At 59.2% G+C, this 15,307-nt stretch carries 14 protein-coding genes and 4 tRNA genes; 8 read left to right on the top strand and 10 right to left on the bottom strand.

Annotation, left to right across the window (positions count from 1 at the left end; genetic code table 11):
* The first annotated feature begins 9 nt into the window (after positions 1-9).
* Entirely contained in the window at positions 10-663 is a 654-nt protein-coding gene (locus tag IB246_RS25295) for an HAD family hydrolase (RefSeq protein ID WP_008040903.1), read from the top strand.
* A gap of 115 nt (positions 664-778) precedes the next feature.
* Here the strand turns inward: IB246_RS25295 and IB246_RS25290 are convergent, their stop codons facing one another.
* Positions 779-1,741, bottom strand: coding sequence for a zinc-binding dehydrogenase (locus IB246_RS25290; protein WP_008040904.1), 963 nt, complete (start codon positions 1,739-1,741; stop codon positions 779-781).
* A gap of 138 nt (positions 1,742-1,879) precedes the next feature.
* Here IB246_RS25290 and IB246_RS25285 point away from each other — a divergent pair, with 138 nt between their 5' ends.
* Together IB246_RS25285 and IB246_RS25280 are read left to right on the top strand one after the other, a co-directional pair.
* Positions 1,880-3,961 carry a carboxy terminal-processing peptidase gene (locus IB246_RS25285; protein WP_008040905.1) on the top strand — a complete coding sequence of 694 codons (2,082 nt, stop codon included), beginning with the start codon at positions 1,880-1,882 and terminating at the stop codon, positions 3,959-3,961.
* A 132-nt stretch (positions 3,962-4,093) separates the two neighbouring features.
* Positions 4,094-5,884, top strand: a complete 1,791-nt coding sequence (locus IB246_RS25280; protein ID WP_008040906.1) for a bifunctional diguanylate cyclase/phosphodiesterase — start codon at positions 4,094-4,096, stop codon at positions 5,882-5,884.
* A 109-nt stretch (positions 5,885-5,993) separates the two neighbouring features.
* Here IB246_RS25280 and IB246_RS25275 read toward each other — a convergent pair whose 3' ends face one another.
* From IB246_RS25275 to IB246_RS25255, 5 genes are all read right to left on the bottom strand, one after another.
* Entirely contained in the window at positions 5,994-6,404 is a 411-nt protein-coding gene (locus IB246_RS25275; protein WP_008040907.1) for a sel1 repeat family protein, read from the bottom strand.
* The gene (locus IB246_RS25270; protein ID WP_003223109.1) at positions 6,405-6,776 is read right to left on the bottom strand and encodes a hypothetical protein; all 372 of its coding nucleotides are present in this window, start codon (positions 6,774-6,776) and stop codon (positions 6,405-6,407) included.
* Positions 6,773-7,114 carry a helix-turn-helix domain-containing protein gene (locus tag IB246_RS25265; protein ID WP_008040908.1) on the bottom strand — a complete coding sequence of 114 codons (342 nt, stop codon included), beginning with the start codon at positions 7,112-7,114 and terminating at the stop codon, positions 6,773-6,775. The genes IB246_RS25270 and IB246_RS25265 overlap by 4 nt, the downstream gene beginning before the upstream one ends.
* Positions 7,115-7,227: 113 nt before the next feature.
* A complete protein-coding gene (locus tag IB246_RS25260; protein ID WP_008040909.1) occupies positions 7,228-7,683 on the bottom strand; it encodes a YkvA family protein in 456 nt (151 codons plus the stop codon).
* Between the two features lie 293 nt (positions 7,684-7,976).
* Positions 7,977-8,693: an FKBP-type peptidyl-prolyl cis-trans isomerase gene (locus IB246_RS25255; RefSeq protein WP_008040911.1), complete on the bottom strand. Its 717-nt coding sequence runs from the start codon at positions 8,691-8,693 to the stop codon at positions 7,977-7,979.
* A gap of 269 nt (positions 8,694-8,962) precedes the next feature.
* Here IB246_RS25255 and IB246_RS25250 point away from each other — a divergent pair, with 269 nt between their 5' ends.
* Together IB246_RS25250 and IB246_RS25245 are read left to right on the top strand one after the other, a co-directional pair.
* The gene (locus tag IB246_RS25250) at positions 8,963-10,771 is read left to right on the top strand and encodes a di-heme-cytochrome C peroxidase (protein ID WP_008040912.1); all 1,809 of its coding nucleotides are present in this window, start codon (positions 8,963-8,965) and stop codon (positions 10,769-10,771) included.
* Complete coding sequence (locus IB246_RS25245) at positions 10,768-11,937, top strand: catalase family protein (protein WP_008040913.1); 1,170 nt, start codon at positions 10,768-10,770, stop codon at positions 11,935-11,937. Before IB246_RS25250 ends, IB246_RS25245 begins: the two co-directional genes overlap by 4 nt.
* A gap of 143 nt (positions 11,938-12,080) precedes the next feature.
* Here IB246_RS25245 and IB246_RS25240 read toward each other — a convergent pair.
* From IB246_RS25240 to IB246_RS25225, 4 genes are all read right to left on the bottom strand, one after another.
* A tRNA-Asp gene (locus IB246_RS25240) sits at positions 12,081-12,157 on the bottom strand.
* A gap of 19 nt (positions 12,158-12,176) precedes the next feature.
* A tRNA-Val gene (locus IB246_RS25235) sits at positions 12,177-12,252 on the bottom strand.
* Between the two features lie 188 nt (positions 12,253-12,440).
* Positions 12,441-12,517 (bottom strand) — tRNA-Asp (locus tag IB246_RS25230).
* Between the two features lie 19 nt (positions 12,518-12,536).
* Positions 12,537-12,612: transfer RNA gene (locus IB246_RS25225), tRNA-Val, on the bottom strand.
* 160 nt (positions 12,613-12,772) lie between these two features.
* On the opposite strand from IB246_RS25225, the gene rdgC reads away from it, so the two are divergent.
* The 3 genes from rdgC to sugE all read left to right on the top strand — a co-directional run bounded on the left by rdgC (position 12,773) and on the right by sugE (position 15,238).
* Positions 12,773-13,693, top strand: coding sequence for a recombination-associated protein RdgC (gene rdgC / locus IB246_RS25220; RefSeq protein WP_008040914.1), 921 nt, complete (start codon positions 12,773-12,775; stop codon positions 13,691-13,693).
* Between the two features lie 145 nt (positions 13,694-13,838).
* Positions 13,839-14,804 carry a bile acid:sodium symporter family protein gene (locus tag IB246_RS25215; protein ID WP_008035661.1) on the top strand — a complete coding sequence of 322 codons (966 nt, stop codon included), beginning with the start codon at positions 13,839-13,841 and terminating at the stop codon, positions 14,802-14,804.
* A 119-nt stretch (positions 14,805-14,923) separates the two neighbouring features.
* The gene (sugE, locus tag IB246_RS25210) at positions 14,924-15,238 is read left to right on the top strand and encodes a quaternary ammonium compound efflux SMR transporter SugE (protein WP_008035664.1); all 315 of its coding nucleotides are present in this window, start codon (positions 14,924-14,926) and stop codon (positions 15,236-15,238) included.
* The last annotated feature ends 69 nt before the right edge of the window (positions 15,239-15,307 follow it).

Here is a 15,307-nt window from a genome sequence, read left to right as displayed (position 1 = left end):
ACTGCACTGATGGCCCTGGCAATTTTTGATCTGGACGAAACCCTGATCCACGGCGACTGCGCCACCCTCTGGAGCGAACAGATGGGCCGGCTGGGCTGGGTCGATCCCGAGTCGTTCATGCGTCAGAACAACGAACTGATGGACGCTTACAGCCACGGCAAGTTGCGCATGGAGGAATACATGGCCTTCAGCCTCGAACCGATGATCGGGCGCACACCCGAAGAGGTCGACCACTTGGTCGGGCCGTGGGTGGAAGACTTCATCGAACCGATCATCTTCAGCGACGCAACCAAAGCCATCGCCGCCCATCGCAAGGCCGGTGACCGGATACTGGTGATTTCGGCGTCGGGTACACACCTGGTCAGGCCGATTGCCGACCGCTTGGGCATCGACGAGATTCTGGGCATCGAGTTGGAAGTGTTGCATGGGGTCTATAGCGGCAACACCGTCGGTACGCTGACCTACCGCGAAGGCAAGATCACCCGATTGCTGGAATGGCTGGATGCGGAAGAGGAAAACCTGGAGGGCGCGAGTTTCTATTCCGACTCACGTAATGATTTGCCGCTGTTGCTGAAGGTAGATTTCCCACACGTGGTGAACCCTGACCCGGTATTGCTCGAGCACGCCGAAAAAGCCGGCTGGCCGATCCACCTCTGGAAATAACGCAAAACCCTGTAGGAGCGAGGCTTGCCCGCGAAAACGGTGTATCAGTCAACACAAGTGTTGAATGTAATTACGCCTTCGCGGGCAAGCCTCGCTCCTACAGGGCTCGGTGTTGTCAGACGAGGCTTTCGTCGATCACCAACACCAACTTCCCCGCCACCTTGTTCGTCGCCAACTCGGCAAATGCCGCTTCGGCATCCTTGATCGGGAAGGTCTTCGCCAACTGCGGGCTCAATCGCCCTTCGGCAAACAACGGCCAGACATGCTGGCGTAAATCACTGAACAAATCCGCCTTGAACTGATCGTCACGGCTGCGCAAGGTCGAACCCAGCAACTGCACGCGTTTGGCCAGCACCTGCGCCAGATCCAGTTTTGCCTCACGGCCGCCCATCAGGCCAATCAACACCCAACGGCCATCGAGAGCCAGCAGCTTGAGGTTCAGCGCGGCGTAGTTGCCGCCGACCGGATCAAGAATCACATCGAACGGCCCCAGGTCGATCAAGCTGTCCAGATCGTCGGTGCGCACCACGCCACCCTGTGCACCCAGCGCTTCGCAATAGGCCAGACGCTCGGCAGAACCGACGCTGACCCAGCACGGGTTGCCAAACGCCTTGCACAGCTGAATGGCAGCTGAACCGATTCCACTTGCTCCGGCGTGAAGAAGAACTTTCTCACCCGGTTTGAGCGCAGCCAATTGAAACAAATTCAGCCAGACGGTCGCATAGACTTCGGGTAGCGCTGCCGCCTCGGCCAGGGACAATCCTTCGGGGACCGGCAGCACATGCCGTCCGTCGACAACCACCTCTTCGGCCATCCCGCCCCCGGCCAGCAAGGCGCAGACCCGATCACCGACCTGCCAGGACGAGCCCGGGCCGACCTCACTGATCACCCCGGAACACTCAAGACCCAGTACCTGACTGGCCCCCGGCGGTGGCGGATAAAGGCCCGCCTTCTGTAACAAATCGGCGCGATTGAGGCCCGCTGCCGCCACGCGAATGCGAACTTGCCCTACATCGCATGTAGGACCGGGCTCTTCAACCCACTCCACTTGACCGTCAACGCCTTGCAATGCTTTCACAGTGCCTCCATAGTGAGTCTGGACTGAGCCCGAAGCTGTAGCGCCGGGCTTTTTGCATTATGCGACCGGCCCTTGTGGTACCGGCGACTTCAAAGACGGCCTAATATGCGTTATCAATTGTCCCCGCGTCGAATCAGCATGAAGCATCTGTTCCCCAGCACCGCCCTCGCCCTATTTATTGGTATCGGCCTGATGCCGATGTCGAGCAATACGTTCGCAGCCAATAGCTGGGACAAGCTTCAGCCAGATCGTGACGAAGTGATCGCCAGTCTGAATGTCGTCGAGTTGCTCAAGCGTCACCACTACAGCAAGCCGCCGCTCGATGACGCGCGCTCCGTGATCATCTACGACAGCTACCTCAAGCTGCTGGATCCGTCGCGCAGCTACTTCATGGCCAGCGACATTGCCGAATTCGACAAGTGGAAAACCCAGTTCGACGACTTCCTCAAGAGCGGCGACCTCAACGCCGGGTTCACCATCTACAAGCGCTACCTGGACCGCGTAAAAGCGCGTCTGGACTTTGCCCTTGCGGAGCTGAACAAGGGCGTCGACAAGATCGACTTCACCGCCAAGGAAACCTTGCTGATCGATCGCAAGGACGCGCCTTGGCTCAAGTCCACCGCAGAGCTCGACGACCTGTGGCGCAAACGCGTCAAGGACGAAGTGCTGCGGATGAAGATTGCTGGCAAAGAGCCCAAGCAGATTCAGGAAACGCTGACCAAGCGTTACAAGAATCAGCTCTCGCGCCTGGACCAGACCCGTCCGGAAGACATCTTCCAGGCGTACATCAACACCTTCGCCATGTCCTACGACCCGCACACCAACTATCTGTCGCCGGATAACGCGGAGAACTTCGACATCAACATGAGCCTGTCCCTCGAAGGCATCGGCGCTGTGTTGCAGAGCGACAACGACCAGGTGAAAGTCGTGCGTCTGGTGCCGGCTGGCCCTGCCGACAAGACCAAGCAGGTCGCACCGGCCGACAAGATCATCGGCGTTGCCCAGGGCAACAAAGAGATGGTCGATGTGGTCGGCTGGCGCCTCGATGAAGTGGTCAAGCTGATCCGTGGTCCGAAAGGTACCGTGGTGCGCCTGGAAGTCATCCCGGCCAGCAATGCGCCGAACGACCAGACCTCCAAGATCGTGCCGATCACCCGCGAAGCGGTGAAGCTTGAAGACCAGGCCGTGAAGAAGTCAGTCCTCAACCTGAAACAGGATGGCAAGGACTACAAGCTCGGCGTCATCGAGATTCCGGCCTTCTACCTCGACTTCAAGGCTTTCCGTGCCGGCGATCCGGACTACAAGAGCACTACTCGCGACGTCAAGAAACTGCTGACCGAGTTGCAGAAAGAGAAAGTCGACGGCGTGGTCATCGACCTGCGCAACAATGGCGGCGGCTCCTTGCAGGAAGCCACCGAGCTGACCAGCCTGTTCATCGACAAAGGCCCGACCGTGCTCGTGCGTAACGCCGATGGCCGGGTCGATGTACTCGAAGATGAAAACCCGGGCGCCTTCTACAAAGGCCCGATGGCGTTGCTGGTCAACCGCCTGTCCGCCTCGGCTTCGGAGATTTTCGCCGGCGCCATGCAGGACTACCACCGCGCACTGATCATTGGCGGCCAGACCTTCGGCAAAGGCACCGTGCAGACCATTCAGCCGCTGAACCATGGCGAACTGAAACTGACCCTGGCCAAGTTCTACCGGGTTTCCGGCCAGAGCACCCAGCATCAGGGCGTACTGCCGGACATCGATTACCCGTCGATCATCGACACCAAGGAAATCGGCGAGAGCGCCCTGCCGGAAGCCATGCCGTGGGACACCATCCGCGCGGCCATCAAGCCTGCGGTCGACCCGTTCAAGCCATACATTTCGCAGCTCAAATCCGAGCATGACGTACGTTCGGCCAAAGACGCGGAGTTCGTGTTCATCCGCGACAAACTGGCCCTGGCGCAGAAGCTGATGTCGGAAAAAACCGTCAGCCTCAATGAAGCCGAGCGTCGTGCCCAACACGCGGATATCGAAGCCAAGCAGCTTGCGATGGAAAACATCCGTCGCAAGGCCAAGGGCGAAGAGCCGCTCAAAGAGCTGAAGAAAGAAGACGAAGACGTCGCTGCGGCCGAGCCGGACAAGGTCAAACCAGAAGACGATGCCTACCTGAGCGAAACCGGTCGGATTCTGCTGGACTACCTGAAACTCAACACCGCGGTTGCCAAACACTAAGTTGTTACAAGCACGATGATGGCAATTTAATGCTGACGCCCCCTTAGCGTCATCAAACAGTCATCATTCTGTCGTGAAATACGGGACTGAGAGCTTTGGCTCTCAGTCCTTTTTTTTTCGCCAGAGACCGCCATGACCACTACCGAACAGCTGAGTGCGTTGAGTTCAATACTGACTCAAAGCGGTTTGCACAGCCTGTTCCAGCCAATCATTTCGCTCTCTGAACGACAGATCATCGGTTACGAAGCCCTCAGCCGTGGCCCATCCAACAGCCCGCTGCACTCGCCCATCGCCTTGTTTGCCGTCGCCCGCCAGGCCGGTCGTTTGAACGAGCTGGAAATTGCCTGCCGCGAGAGCGCTTGCCGGCGCTTTAATGAGCAGCAACTGCCGGGCAAACTCTTTCTCAACGTGTCGCCGGAATCGCTGCTCGAAGCGGCTCACCAACCGGGTCGGACCCTGCAACTGCTGCAGGATTTCGGCATACCGCCCAGCCAGGTGGTCATCGAACTGACGGAACAGACGCCTACCGACGATTTCCAGCTGCTGCAAAACGCGCTGCATCACTATCGGGCGATGGGCTTTTCCATTGCGCTGGATGATTTGGGTGCCGGTTATTCGAGCCTGCGCCTGTGGTCCGAGCTGCGGCCGGACTATGTGAAGATCGATCGGCACTTCATCGACGGCATCCATCAGGATGCGCTCAAGCGTGAATTTGTCGGTTCCATCATGCAAATCGCCAAAGCCTCTCGGGCACAAGTGATTGCTGAAGGGATCGAGCTGCCGGAGGAGCTCGCGGTGTTGACCGATATGGGCGTCGATCTGGTCCAGGGTTATTTGCTCTGCCGCCCTCAAGAACACCCGCCAAGGGAAGCGCGAAACCTGATGCCCAAACAGGACAGCTCTGCGGTGGCGCTGAACGACGAAGGCAGTGACCTCAGTGCTCTTTTGATCGATCAACCAGCGGTCGCGCGGGGTACGCCGACTGCCACGGTGCTGGAAGCCTTCCGCCGCCAGGCCAACCTGAACTCACTGGCGGTGCTCGATGAGCAAGGCCACCCCTGCGGCATCGTCCATCGGCATTCGCTGTCGGACGCCCTGCTCAAACCCTTTGCCACCGACCTCTTTGCCCGCAAGCCCATCAGCCGGTTGATGAACGACGACTTTCTCGCCGTCGAGATGAGCCAGTCGCTGCAACAGGTCAGCCGCCTGATCACCAGCCGCGCCCGGCAGCGCATCGAGGAAGACTTCATCATCACCCTCAACGGCGGCTACCTGGGACTGGGTCGGGTCATCGACGTACTGAAGCTGATTACTGAACTGAAGATCCAGCAAGCCCGTTACGCCAACCCGCTGACCCTGTTGCCGGGCAACGTGCCGATCCAGCAATGCCTGACGCGGCTGCTGCAACAACAAAGGGAATCAGTGATCTGCTACGTGGACATCGACAGTTTCAAACCCTTCAACGACATCTACGGATACGGTCGCGGGGACGAAGTCCTGCTGTGCCTGGCGCAATGTCTGAATGATCGCGTCGACCCGTCCCGCGACTTTGTCGGCCATATCGGCGGCGATGATTTCCTGCTGGTGCTCGGGCCGGAAGACTGGCGCAAACGTTTGAACCAGCTGCTCGACGATTTCCAGAGCCAATGCCGACGCTTCTACCGCAGCGAACACCTGGAAGCCGGCTGCTTCATCGCCCCGAATCGACAGGGCGTGCGCCAGGAATTTCCGTTGTTATCGCTGTCGATCGGCGTGGTGCATTTGCATCCACAGGCCTGTGGACAACTCGATGCGAGCCAGTTGGCGGAGATGGCGTCGCAGGCTAAACACCACGCGAAGAATGTGCCGGGGTATAGCGTGCATGTGATTGATAGTCTGACGGCGCCCAAGCGAGAGGATGAATTGCTGGTTGGGCAGCGGTGATGGGGCTGACGCCTTCGCGGGCAAGCCTCGCTCCTACGGGATGGGTGTCGTTATTAACGTTCACATCCCGTAGGAGCGAGGCTTGCCCGCGAAGGCGTCGGATCAGCCACTAATTATCCAAAGGACCGCGAGCAGCCAACTCTTTCAATTTGATCTCAGCCAACGGATGTCCGGCCTTGGCAGCCATCGCCCAAAACCGGGCGGCCTCATCCGGATCCGGTGCCTTGCTCGCCGTCCCGGCCAGACTGATCACCCCCACCTGATACGCCGCCTTGCCATCCCCCGCCAACGCCGCCAGGCGCAGCAAGCGGACACCTTCCTCACGAGCCCCAAGGCCCACGCCGCGAAAGGCCAGAATGTGGCCATAGAAGCTTTGAGCGTCGACATCGCCCAGGTTCGCCATGCGTGCAAGCTGGCCTTCAAGCCAACTCCAGCCGCGTGGCTGACGCACAAACCACGACCAGTGAAACAACCGGCGAGCCAGCCAGTAACCGGCCCGCGCCTTGAGCTTGAAAAACACTCAGGCTTCCGCCGATTCGGGGTACTCGTATTCGAACACTCGCACCACTTCCGAGGCATGCCACGAGGCGGCGGCGACACCATCGGACGGCCCGGAGAAACGCCCCAGGCGCTCGACGCATTCGAAGAAACCGGTGCGCGGCAGGCGACTGGCGCCCTGGCTGATTACCAACGAGCTGCGCAGCGGCTGCTCGGCCTTGGCGTCCAGTGCGGCCAGGTGCTCAAGGGCCGCGGTCAAGGTTTGCATGGCCGGCGTCGGCAATTGCAGGCGCTCAAGCAACGCGCGGTAGGTCAGCAAATGACGCTGGCGGCGCGCCTGATCCAGCTCGCCCAGCAATCCGTCCCAATGTTGACGACTGATGCGTACGCTCACGATTCTTCCCTCCACCCTGGCACCGTCAATTCCCAGGCCAGGCTGCGGCGAATCGCAGCGTCGGGTTGACGCTCGCCACTTTCGATCAAGGCCAGATAAGACGGGCTGATGCCTACCGTGCGGGCCAGCGCCTCAATGGCGATGCCCTTCCCTTCGCGCAAACTGCGTAGTTGATCCAGACCCGGAAGAATCTGGTCTGGTGTGGCCACGCGCTGCACAGGGGCCTCGCGCGGCGGTTGTTGATCGATGCCTGCAGCTTTGAGTAGAGCCTGATACTGAGCCCACGGAACAACCGCATACTCGGGCTCGCCTTCGCGTGTGATTATCTGAATATCCATGACTTCCCCGTAGGACAACGACACTTAGCGAGTCGGCGCTTTTCCTTAGAAGTGTAATCCTAACAGCGGCCAAGGTCGCGGGGGTATGAATATAGGGATGATCCTGAATCGACTCAGGTTTTTTTCGGGCCCTGCAGTTGAAGTTGTTCCAGGGTATCGGGCAAGCGCTCGACCACCGCGAGCTTCTCTGGCGCCTGGCGATTGCGCCAGGCGCGGAAGGCGTTGAGCTCGTCGTCGAGAACCTTCATCAGCCAGGCGAGCACGGCGATGTCATCGAACATGCCGAACACCGGAATGAAATCCGGAATCGCATCCACCGGGCTCAGGAAATACATCAAGCCTGCCACCACCGAGATCAGCGCTTTAGGGCTGATGGCCCGGTATTCACCGCGCCAGTAAGCCAGGCACAACGCCTGCAACAAGCGCAGGTCGTCTTTGAGCTTGCCCAAACGGTTGCCCTGGCTGGCACCTTTGCTGGCTACCGCGAACAATAACGTCGGCAAACGCCCACGAGCTAACAGACGTCCGGCCAGTGGCAGGAAACGAGCGAAATTCCAGGGTGCTTTCATCATTCCTCCCGCTGAAATGTTATCCACACAAATTGTGGATAACCTTGTGAACAGAGCTGCATTTCACGGCTGAAAGCCCCGTTTCATAAGGGCTCAACTCAGATCGGGCGTTTTTTACTCACATAAAAAAACCCAAGATTTCATTGACTTGGCGCTCCGCCGCGGCTAGCGCAGGCGCTCTCAATGGCTATGACTCCAGCCTGAAACATCCGTTCGCTTTGTTTACCCTTGCCGGACGCCAGATGCAACAACGCCCCGCATAAGCGAGGCGTTGTTGTCAGGACAAACGCTAATTACTTGGCAGCGTCGTCTTGTTTTGCCGGATCCTTGATCGCCAGCAGTTCCAGGTCGAATACCAGCACCGAGTTGGCTGGAATCGCCGGGCTTGGGCTTTGGGCGCCGTAAGCCAGCTCGCTAGGGATGAACAGTTTGTACTTCTCGCCAACGTGCATCAGTTGCAGGCCTTCGACCCAACCCGGAATCACGCCGCTGACCGGCAGATCGATCGGGCTGCCACGCTCGACGGAGCTGTCGAACACGGTGCCGTTGGTCAGGGTGCCGGTGTAGTGAACAGTCACCACGTCGGTCGGCTTAGGCTGTGCGCCATCAGCTTTCTTGACCACTTCGTACTGCAGGCCCGAAGCCGTGGTGGTGACACCGGCTTTCTTGGCGTTGTCTTCGAGGAATTTCTTGCCGGCGGCTGCCGACTCTTCACTCATTTTGGCCATACGTTCTTCAGCACGCTTCTGCAGTGCTGCGAAGGCTTCGACCAACTCGTCATCCTTCAGTTTCTGTTCTTTCTTGCCGATGGCATCTTCAATGCCCTGGGCAACGGCTTTGGAGTCCAGATCATCCATGCCTTCCTGAGCCAGGCTCTTGCCCATGTTCAGGCCAATCCCGTAGGAAGCTTTTTGCGCCGGGGTTTTCAGCTCTACGCTGGTCTGCGAGTCGCAACCCGCAAGTACCAGGCTAACCAGGGCCACCGCCGCCGCCAACCGATGCTGTTTCATGCTATTTCCTTGTTCATGCGCCTAAAGGGCAATCGAGTAAAGCCGCGAGCTTATCAGGCGGCCACGACCAATGGCTACCGGCATGAGAGCAGGAAACTTCTGATAAGTTCAGGTGTTTTAACGCATTTCCGGAATCGGATGATGAAGCTTCTGTCATCTTCGCCCCACAGGGACGACTGCTTCGTCCCACAACAACTGAAGTAATGGCCACTTGCCCCACGATTGCAGCTGAGGCATAAGAGAGCGACAACTCGACAAGGATGTTTAACTTGCGCCTCTTTTATCGCTTTCTGATTCTGATCGTTGCACTGCTGGGCCTCGCCCTCGCCGTGATTCTGTATTACGTCGCCAACCCGAAACTGCCGAACTGGTCGCCAGCACAACAAGTGCATTACCTGGAGCAGTGGAGCGCGGCCGACCGCCAGACCTACTACTTCACGCCCCAGGGCACTCAGGTCAAAGGCTTGCGCTACGAGTGGTTCAACGCGCTCGAGCTGCCCTTTTCGCAACAGCGATTCGCCAGTCCGGAGTACCTTGCGCGCTTCGGTTTCCTGGTCGATCCCGGCCAGAAAGCCACGCCGAACAACCCCGGCAACCTGCCCGTGGGTTTCGCCCGCCATCAAAACCCCGGCAGCCAGGATCAGTTTCTGGACATTACCTGCGCCGCCTGCCACACCGGCGAATTGCGCTTCAACGGTCAGGCCATCCGCATCGATGGCGGTTCGGCGCAACACGTCTTGCCGTCCAGCGTTCCGACACTGCGCGGTGGCAGTTTCGGACAAGCTCTGGTCGCCAGTCTGACGTCGACTTACTACAACCCGTGGAAATTCGAACGTTTCGCTCGCAACGTGCTGGGCCAGGAATACGACGCCCGGCATCAACAGCTGCGCAAAGACTTCAAAACCTCTCTCGATACGTTCTTGAAAGTAGCCTGGAACGACACCCATCGAGGGCTCTACCCGACCGAGGAAGGCCCTGGCCGCACCGACGCGTTCGGGCGCATTGCCAACGCCAGTTTCGGCGACGCGATCTCACCGGCCAACTACCGGGTGGCCAATGCGCCGGTCGACTACCCGCAACTGTGGGACATGTGGACATTCGACTGGGTGCAGTGGAACGGTTCGGCACAGCAGCCGATGGCCCGCAACATCGGCGAGGCGTTGGGCGTAGGCGCCACGCTGAATTTCTTCGACAGCAACGGGCAGCCACTCAAGGGCGACTACCGATATCCGTCCAGCGTGCGGGTACGCGATTTGCACCTGATCGAAGAAACCCTGCAACGACTCAAACCGCCTGCCTGGCCGGAAGAGCTGCTGGGCGCGGTCGACAAACCTTTGGCCGCCAAAGGTCGCGCACTGTTCACCGAGAACTGCGCGGGTTGCCACGTTCCGCGGACGATCCAGGAAGGCGAGCGCTGGGTGCAGCAGTTGCACATGCTGCCCGTCGACGTCATCGGCACTGATCCGACAGCGGCGAACAACATCGCCAATCACCGTTTCGACCTGACTGCGCTGCAATGGGACCCGACGGAGCTGGCACAGATGGACGTGAAGCTGCACCCGACACCCGAGGAGCCGCTGGACCTGAGCCAGCTTTCGGTGGCCAAGGGGCTGGCCTACGTCACGGCGTTCGTCGAGGACCGGGCTTACCGGGAGGCCAAGGTCACAGCCGCAGAAAAGCCTCGGCTCGATGGCTTCGGCCTGCCGATCGGCGTTCGTGAAAAAGTGGCTTACAAGGCTCGACCGCTGTCAGGCGTCTGGGCGACCGCACCGTTCCTGCACAACGGCTCAGTGCCGAGCATTTACCAATTGCTCTCGCCTCAGGACGAACGCGCGGCCACCTTCTATAAAGGCACGTTCGAGTACGACCCGAAACACCTGGGCTATCGCACCGAAGCCTTCACCAATGGCTTCCTGTTCGATACGCGCATTACCGGTAACCACAACAGCGGCCATGAATTCCGCGCGGGTAAACACGGCAACGGGGTGATTGGCCGACTGCTGCAACCCGAGGAACGCTTTGCGTTGATGGAGTACCTGAAAGTGCTGGGCGGCCCGCTGGAGGCGCAATTGCCATGATCATGACCACCTTCAAGAAGGATTTGCCGCTGTTTGCCCGGTTCTGGTTGTGGCTGGGCCGCCTGCTCGGCAAAACCCTGCTGGTTTTGCTGTGCATCGGCTTGCTTGGCTGGGCGCTGGCCACTGCCTGGTTTGCCTGGCAGCACCGTGGACCGGTCTCGGCACTGGAGCAGATTCCGGATGGCGAAGCCGCCATGACCCAGGACGTGATCCAGACCGCCGTGCGGATTGTCGATCAACACCGTGAAAGCACCCGCTATCTGCGTGATGCCCATGCCAAGGCCCATGGCTGCGTAAAGGCTGAGGTGCAGGTGTTGCCGGATCTGGCGACAGAGTTGCGTCAAGGTGTGTTCAGTGAGCCGGGCAAGACCTGGCAAGCGACGATGCGCCTGTCCAACGGCAATGCCTACCCGCAATTCGACAGCATCCGCGATGCGCGGGGCATGGCGATCAAACTGCTCGATGTGCCGGGCAAACAACTGCTCAGCGATCAACAGCGTCGCGGCGAACAGGACTTCGTGATGTTCAGCCATCCGAACTTCTTTGTCAGCGATGTCGCCGAATATCGTCAGAATGTCGCCGCCCAGGCGGACGGCAAGAAGGTGATGGCGTTCTTTCCGGGCTGGGACCCGCGCACCTGGCAGGTCCGTCATCTGTTTATCGCCTTGGCGACGCTTTCTCCGCCACCACCGAGCCCGACCCAGACGACGTATTTTTCGGTTTCGCCCTACAAATTCGGCGAGGCCAATGCCAAGTTTCGGGTCATGCCCGACCCAACGAACTGCCCGACCTATGCCCTGCCCGCGCAAAACCAGAAGTTGCCGAACTTTCTGCGCAATGCGCTGAACCAGCAACTGTCGACCGATCGGGTGCCCGCCTGTTTTGTCCTGCAGATCCAGCGACAGGATGCAGGCAAGTACATGCCGATCGAGGACACCAGTGTTGAATGGAAGGAAAGCGACGCGCCTTTCCAGACAGTGGCGCGGATCAACGTGCCCGCTCAGGACTTCGACACGCCAGCGTTGAACCTGCAATGCGACAACCAGTCGTTCAATCCATGGTTTGGTGTTGAGGCCCATCGCCCGATTGGCGGCATCAACCGCTTGCGCAAAGCTGTTTACGAGGCGGTCAGCGATTACCGACACAGCCGAAACGCCGAACAGTAGGCGGGCACAAACGAAAAAAGCGACCCGAAGGTCGCTTTTTCAGTGGGAGCCTGCAGAAAGCCAAACTCCAGACAGCAAAAAGCCCGCTTAAAGCGGGCTTTTTCCGTGGTGACCTGGCGTTCAGTGTTCCAGGTTACCGAATATGGCGCAGCGGACGGGACTCGAACCCGCGACCCCCGGCGTGACAGGCCGGTATTCTAACCGACTGAACTACCGCTGCGCGTAGCGTTGAAAGTAAATGGTGGGTGATGACGGGATCGAACCGCCGACATTCTGCTTGTAAGGCAGACGCTCTCCCAGCTGAGCTAATCACCCTTTACCTTCGTTGCGGGGCGCATTGTGCCACAGATTTTCATAACATGTTGATTTAATTGATAAATAATTCAAAAAAATCTGAAAACCGGTGAAACGACGCATCCAGCAGGAACTTCAGGCAGAAAAAAACCCGCGTTAGCGGGCTTTTCCGTGGTGACCTGGCGTTCAGCGTTCCAGGTTACCGAATATGGCGCAGCGGACGGGACTCGAACCCGCGACCCCCGGCGTGACAGGCCGGTATTCTAACCGACTGAACTACCGCTGCGCGTAACACTTGAAGCGAATGGTGGGTGATGACGGGATCGAACCGCCGACATTCTGCTTGTAAGGCAGACGCTCTCCCAGCTGAGCTAATCACCCTTCACTTTCGGTGTGGCGCGCATTCTACGGAGCGACCTCACCTCTGGCAAGCACTTTTTTAAATAATTTTTTCAGGCCTTCCAAAGGCTTAGAGAAGGGTTGGCCTATGGCGCCACGAAGAGAATAATGCCCCACTTTGTATAAAGGAGAGACTCGCCCCATGTGGTTCAAAAACCTGCTTATCTATCGCCTGACCCAAGATCTGCCTTTTGATGCCGAGGCGTTGGAAACTGCACTGGCCACCAAACTGGCGCGTTCATGTGCAAGCCAGGAGTTGACCACCTACGGTTTCGTCGCGCCTTTCGGCAAGGGCGAAGATGCACCACTGGTGCACTTCAGCGGCGACTTCCTGCTGATCTCCGCCCGTAAGGAAGAACGCATCCTGCCGGGCAGCGTCGTGCGTGACGCCGTTAAGGAAAAGGTCGAAGAGATCGAAGCCGAACAAATGCGCAAGGTCTACAAAAAGGAACGCGATCAGATCAAGGATGAAATCATCCAGGCCTTCCTGCCGCGTGCCTTTATCCGTCGTTCGTCGACCTTCGCTGCGATCGCGCCGAAACAGGGCCTGATTCTGGTCAACTCGGCCAGCCCGAAACGTGCCGAAGACCTGCTGTCGACCCTGCGTGAAGTGATCGGCACCCTGCCGGTACGTCCGCTGACCGTGAAAATGTCCCCGACCGCCACCATGACTGAATGGGTCACCACCCAGAAAGCCGCGGATGACTTCTTTGTGCTGGACGAGTGCGAGCTGCGCGACACCCACGAAGACGGCGGCATCGTGCGCTGCAAGCGTCAGGACCTGACCAGCGAAGAAATCCAGTTGCACCTGAGCACCGGCAAAGTGGTCACTCAGCTGTCGCTGGCCTGGCAGGACAAACTGTCCTTCGTCCTTGACGACAAGATGGTGGTCAAGCGCCTGAAGTTCGAAGACCTGCTGCAGGATCAGGCGGAACAGGACGGCGGCGAAGAAGCCCTCGGCCAGTTGGACGCCAGTTTCACCCTGATGATGCTGACGTTCGGCGACTTCCTCCCGGCGCTGGTTGAAGCGTTGGGCGGTGAAGAGACGCCGCAGGGAATCTAAAGCCTGGTGATTTTCCACTGTGGGAGCGGGCTTGCTCGCGAAAGCGGTTTTACATCCAACACATGTGTTGGTTGAAACACCGCTTTCGCGAGCAAGCCCGCTCCCACATTTGTTTTGCAGTGTTACTTAAAATAAGGATCAGGCCATGCGTGCACTGGCTGCATTGAGTCGCTTTGTCGGCAACACCTTCGCTTACTGGGTTCTGATTTTCGCCGTCGTGGCTTTCCTGCAACCGGCATGGTTCCTCGGCCTGAAAGGCGCGATCGTGCCGCTCCTGGGCCTGGTGATGTTCGGTATGGGCCTGACTCTCAAGCTCGAAGACTTCGCCGAAGTCGCTCGCCATCCGTGGCGCGTGGCGCTGGGCGTGGTTGCACATTTCGTGATCATGCCCGGTGTGGCGTGGTTGCTCTGCCAGGTGTTCCATCTGCCGCCGGAAATCGCCGTGGGTGTCATCCTGGTCGGTTGCTGCCCAAGCGGCACCTCATCAAACGTCATGACCTGGCTGGCCCGTGGCGACCTTGCGCTGTCGGTGGCCATTGCCGCCGTCACCACCCTCCTCGCTCCACTGCTGACGCCCGCGCTGATCTGGCTGCTCGCATCGGCCTGGTTGCCGGTGTCCTTCATGGAATTGTTCTGGTCGATCCTGCAAGTGGTGCTGCTGCCGATCGTGCTCGGCGTGGTCGCTCAGCGCGTGCTCGGTGATCGGGTTCGCCACGCAGTGGACGTACTGCCGCTGGTTTCCGTTGTCAGCATCGTGATCATCGTCACGGCTGTCGTCGCGGCCAGCCAGGCGAAGATCGCCGAGTCCGGCCTGCTGATCATGGCCGTGGTGATGCTGCACAACAGCTTCGGCTATCTGCTGGGGTACTTCACCGGACGGCTGTTCAAGTTGCCACTGGCCCAGCGTAAATCCCTGGCGCTGGAGGTCGGCATGCAGAACTCCGGTTTGGGCGCCGCGCTGGCCAGTGCGCATTTCTCGCCGCTGGCGGCGGTGCCGAGCGCGTTGTTCAGTGTGTGGCACAACATTTCCGGGGCGCTGCTCTCGACGTATTTCCGCCGGATGAGCGAGAAAGAAGATCGGGAAACCGCGGCTCGGCAAGTGACTGAGTAAGCGCAAAACTTGATCCCCGGGTTAATGATGGGCACCATACTGCGCAACGCGAGGACGACCTCGCGGCTCGATCGAGTCATTAATCTGGGGACGACCCCGTCAATCGATGGAGGTCTCTCATGTCCTGGATCATTCTGTTTTTCGCCGGCCTGTTCGAAGTGGGCTGGGCTGTCGGCCTGAAATATACCGACGGTTTCAGCCGCCCTCTCCCTACTGCGTTGACGATTGCCGCGATGGCCATCAGCCTTGGCCTGCTTGGGCTGGCGATGAAGGAATTGCCCCTGGGCACTGCCTATGCGATCTGGACCGGCGTGGGTGCCGTCGGCACGGTCATCGCCGGGATCATCCTGTTTGGTGAATCGATGGCGCTGTTCAGGCTGGCCAGCGTGACCTTGATCATTGCCGGGCTGATCGGACTGAAAGTCAGCGCCTGACGGCTTGCGGCCAATACGACAAAGCCCGCCCCTCTATCGATAGAGGGCGCGGGCTTTTTCAATGGTGAG

The sequence above is a fragment of the Pseudomonas sp. PDM01 genome (assembly GCF_014852325.1).
Taxonomy (GTDB): Bacteria; Pseudomonadota; Gammaproteobacteria; order Pseudomonadales; family Pseudomonadaceae; genus Aquipseudomonas; species Aquipseudomonas migulae.
Note: the sequence above shows the minus strand (reverse complement) of the source record. Positions and strands in the feature narration are given on the sequence as shown.

Excerpts from the sequence above, each read along its gene's own strand:
- IB246_RS25295 (WP_008040903.1), top strand. The coding sequence starts at position 10 with ATGGCCCTGGCAATTTTTGATCTGGACGAAACCCTGATCCACGGCGAC.
- IB246_RS25285 (WP_008040905.1), top strand. The coding sequence starts at position 1,880 with ATGAAGCATCTGTTCCCCAGCACCGCCCTCGCCCTATTTATTGGTATC.
- IB246_RS25280 (WP_008040906.1), top strand. The coding sequence starts at position 4,094 with ATGACCACTACCGAACAGCTGAGTGCGTTGAGTTCAATACTGACTCAA.
- IB246_RS25265 (WP_008040908.1), bottom strand. The coding sequence starts at position 7,114 with ATGGATATTCAGATAATCACACGCGAAGGCGAGCCCGAGTATGCGGTT.
- IB246_RS25260 (WP_008040909.1), bottom strand. The coding sequence starts at position 7,683 with ATGAAAGCACCCTGGAATTTCGCTCGTTTCCTGCCACTGGCCGGACGT.
- IB246_RS25255 (WP_008040911.1), bottom strand. The coding sequence starts at position 8,693 with ATGAAACAGCATCGGTTGGCGGCGGCGGTGGCCCTGGTTAGCCTGGTA.
- IB246_RS25245 (WP_008040913.1), top strand. The coding sequence starts at position 10,768 with ATGATCATGACCACCTTCAAGAAGGATTTGCCGCTGTTTGCCCGGTTC.
- rdgC (WP_008040914.1), top strand. The coding sequence starts at position 12,773 with ATGTGGTTCAAAAACCTGCTTATCTATCGCCTGACCCAAGATCTGCCT.
- IB246_RS25215 (WP_008035661.1), top strand. The coding sequence starts at position 13,839 with ATGCGTGCACTGGCTGCATTGAGTCGCTTTGTCGGCAACACCTTCGCT.
- sugE (WP_008035664.1), top strand. The coding sequence starts at position 14,924 with ATGTCCTGGATCATTCTGTTTTTCGCCGGCCTGTTCGAAGTGGGCTGG.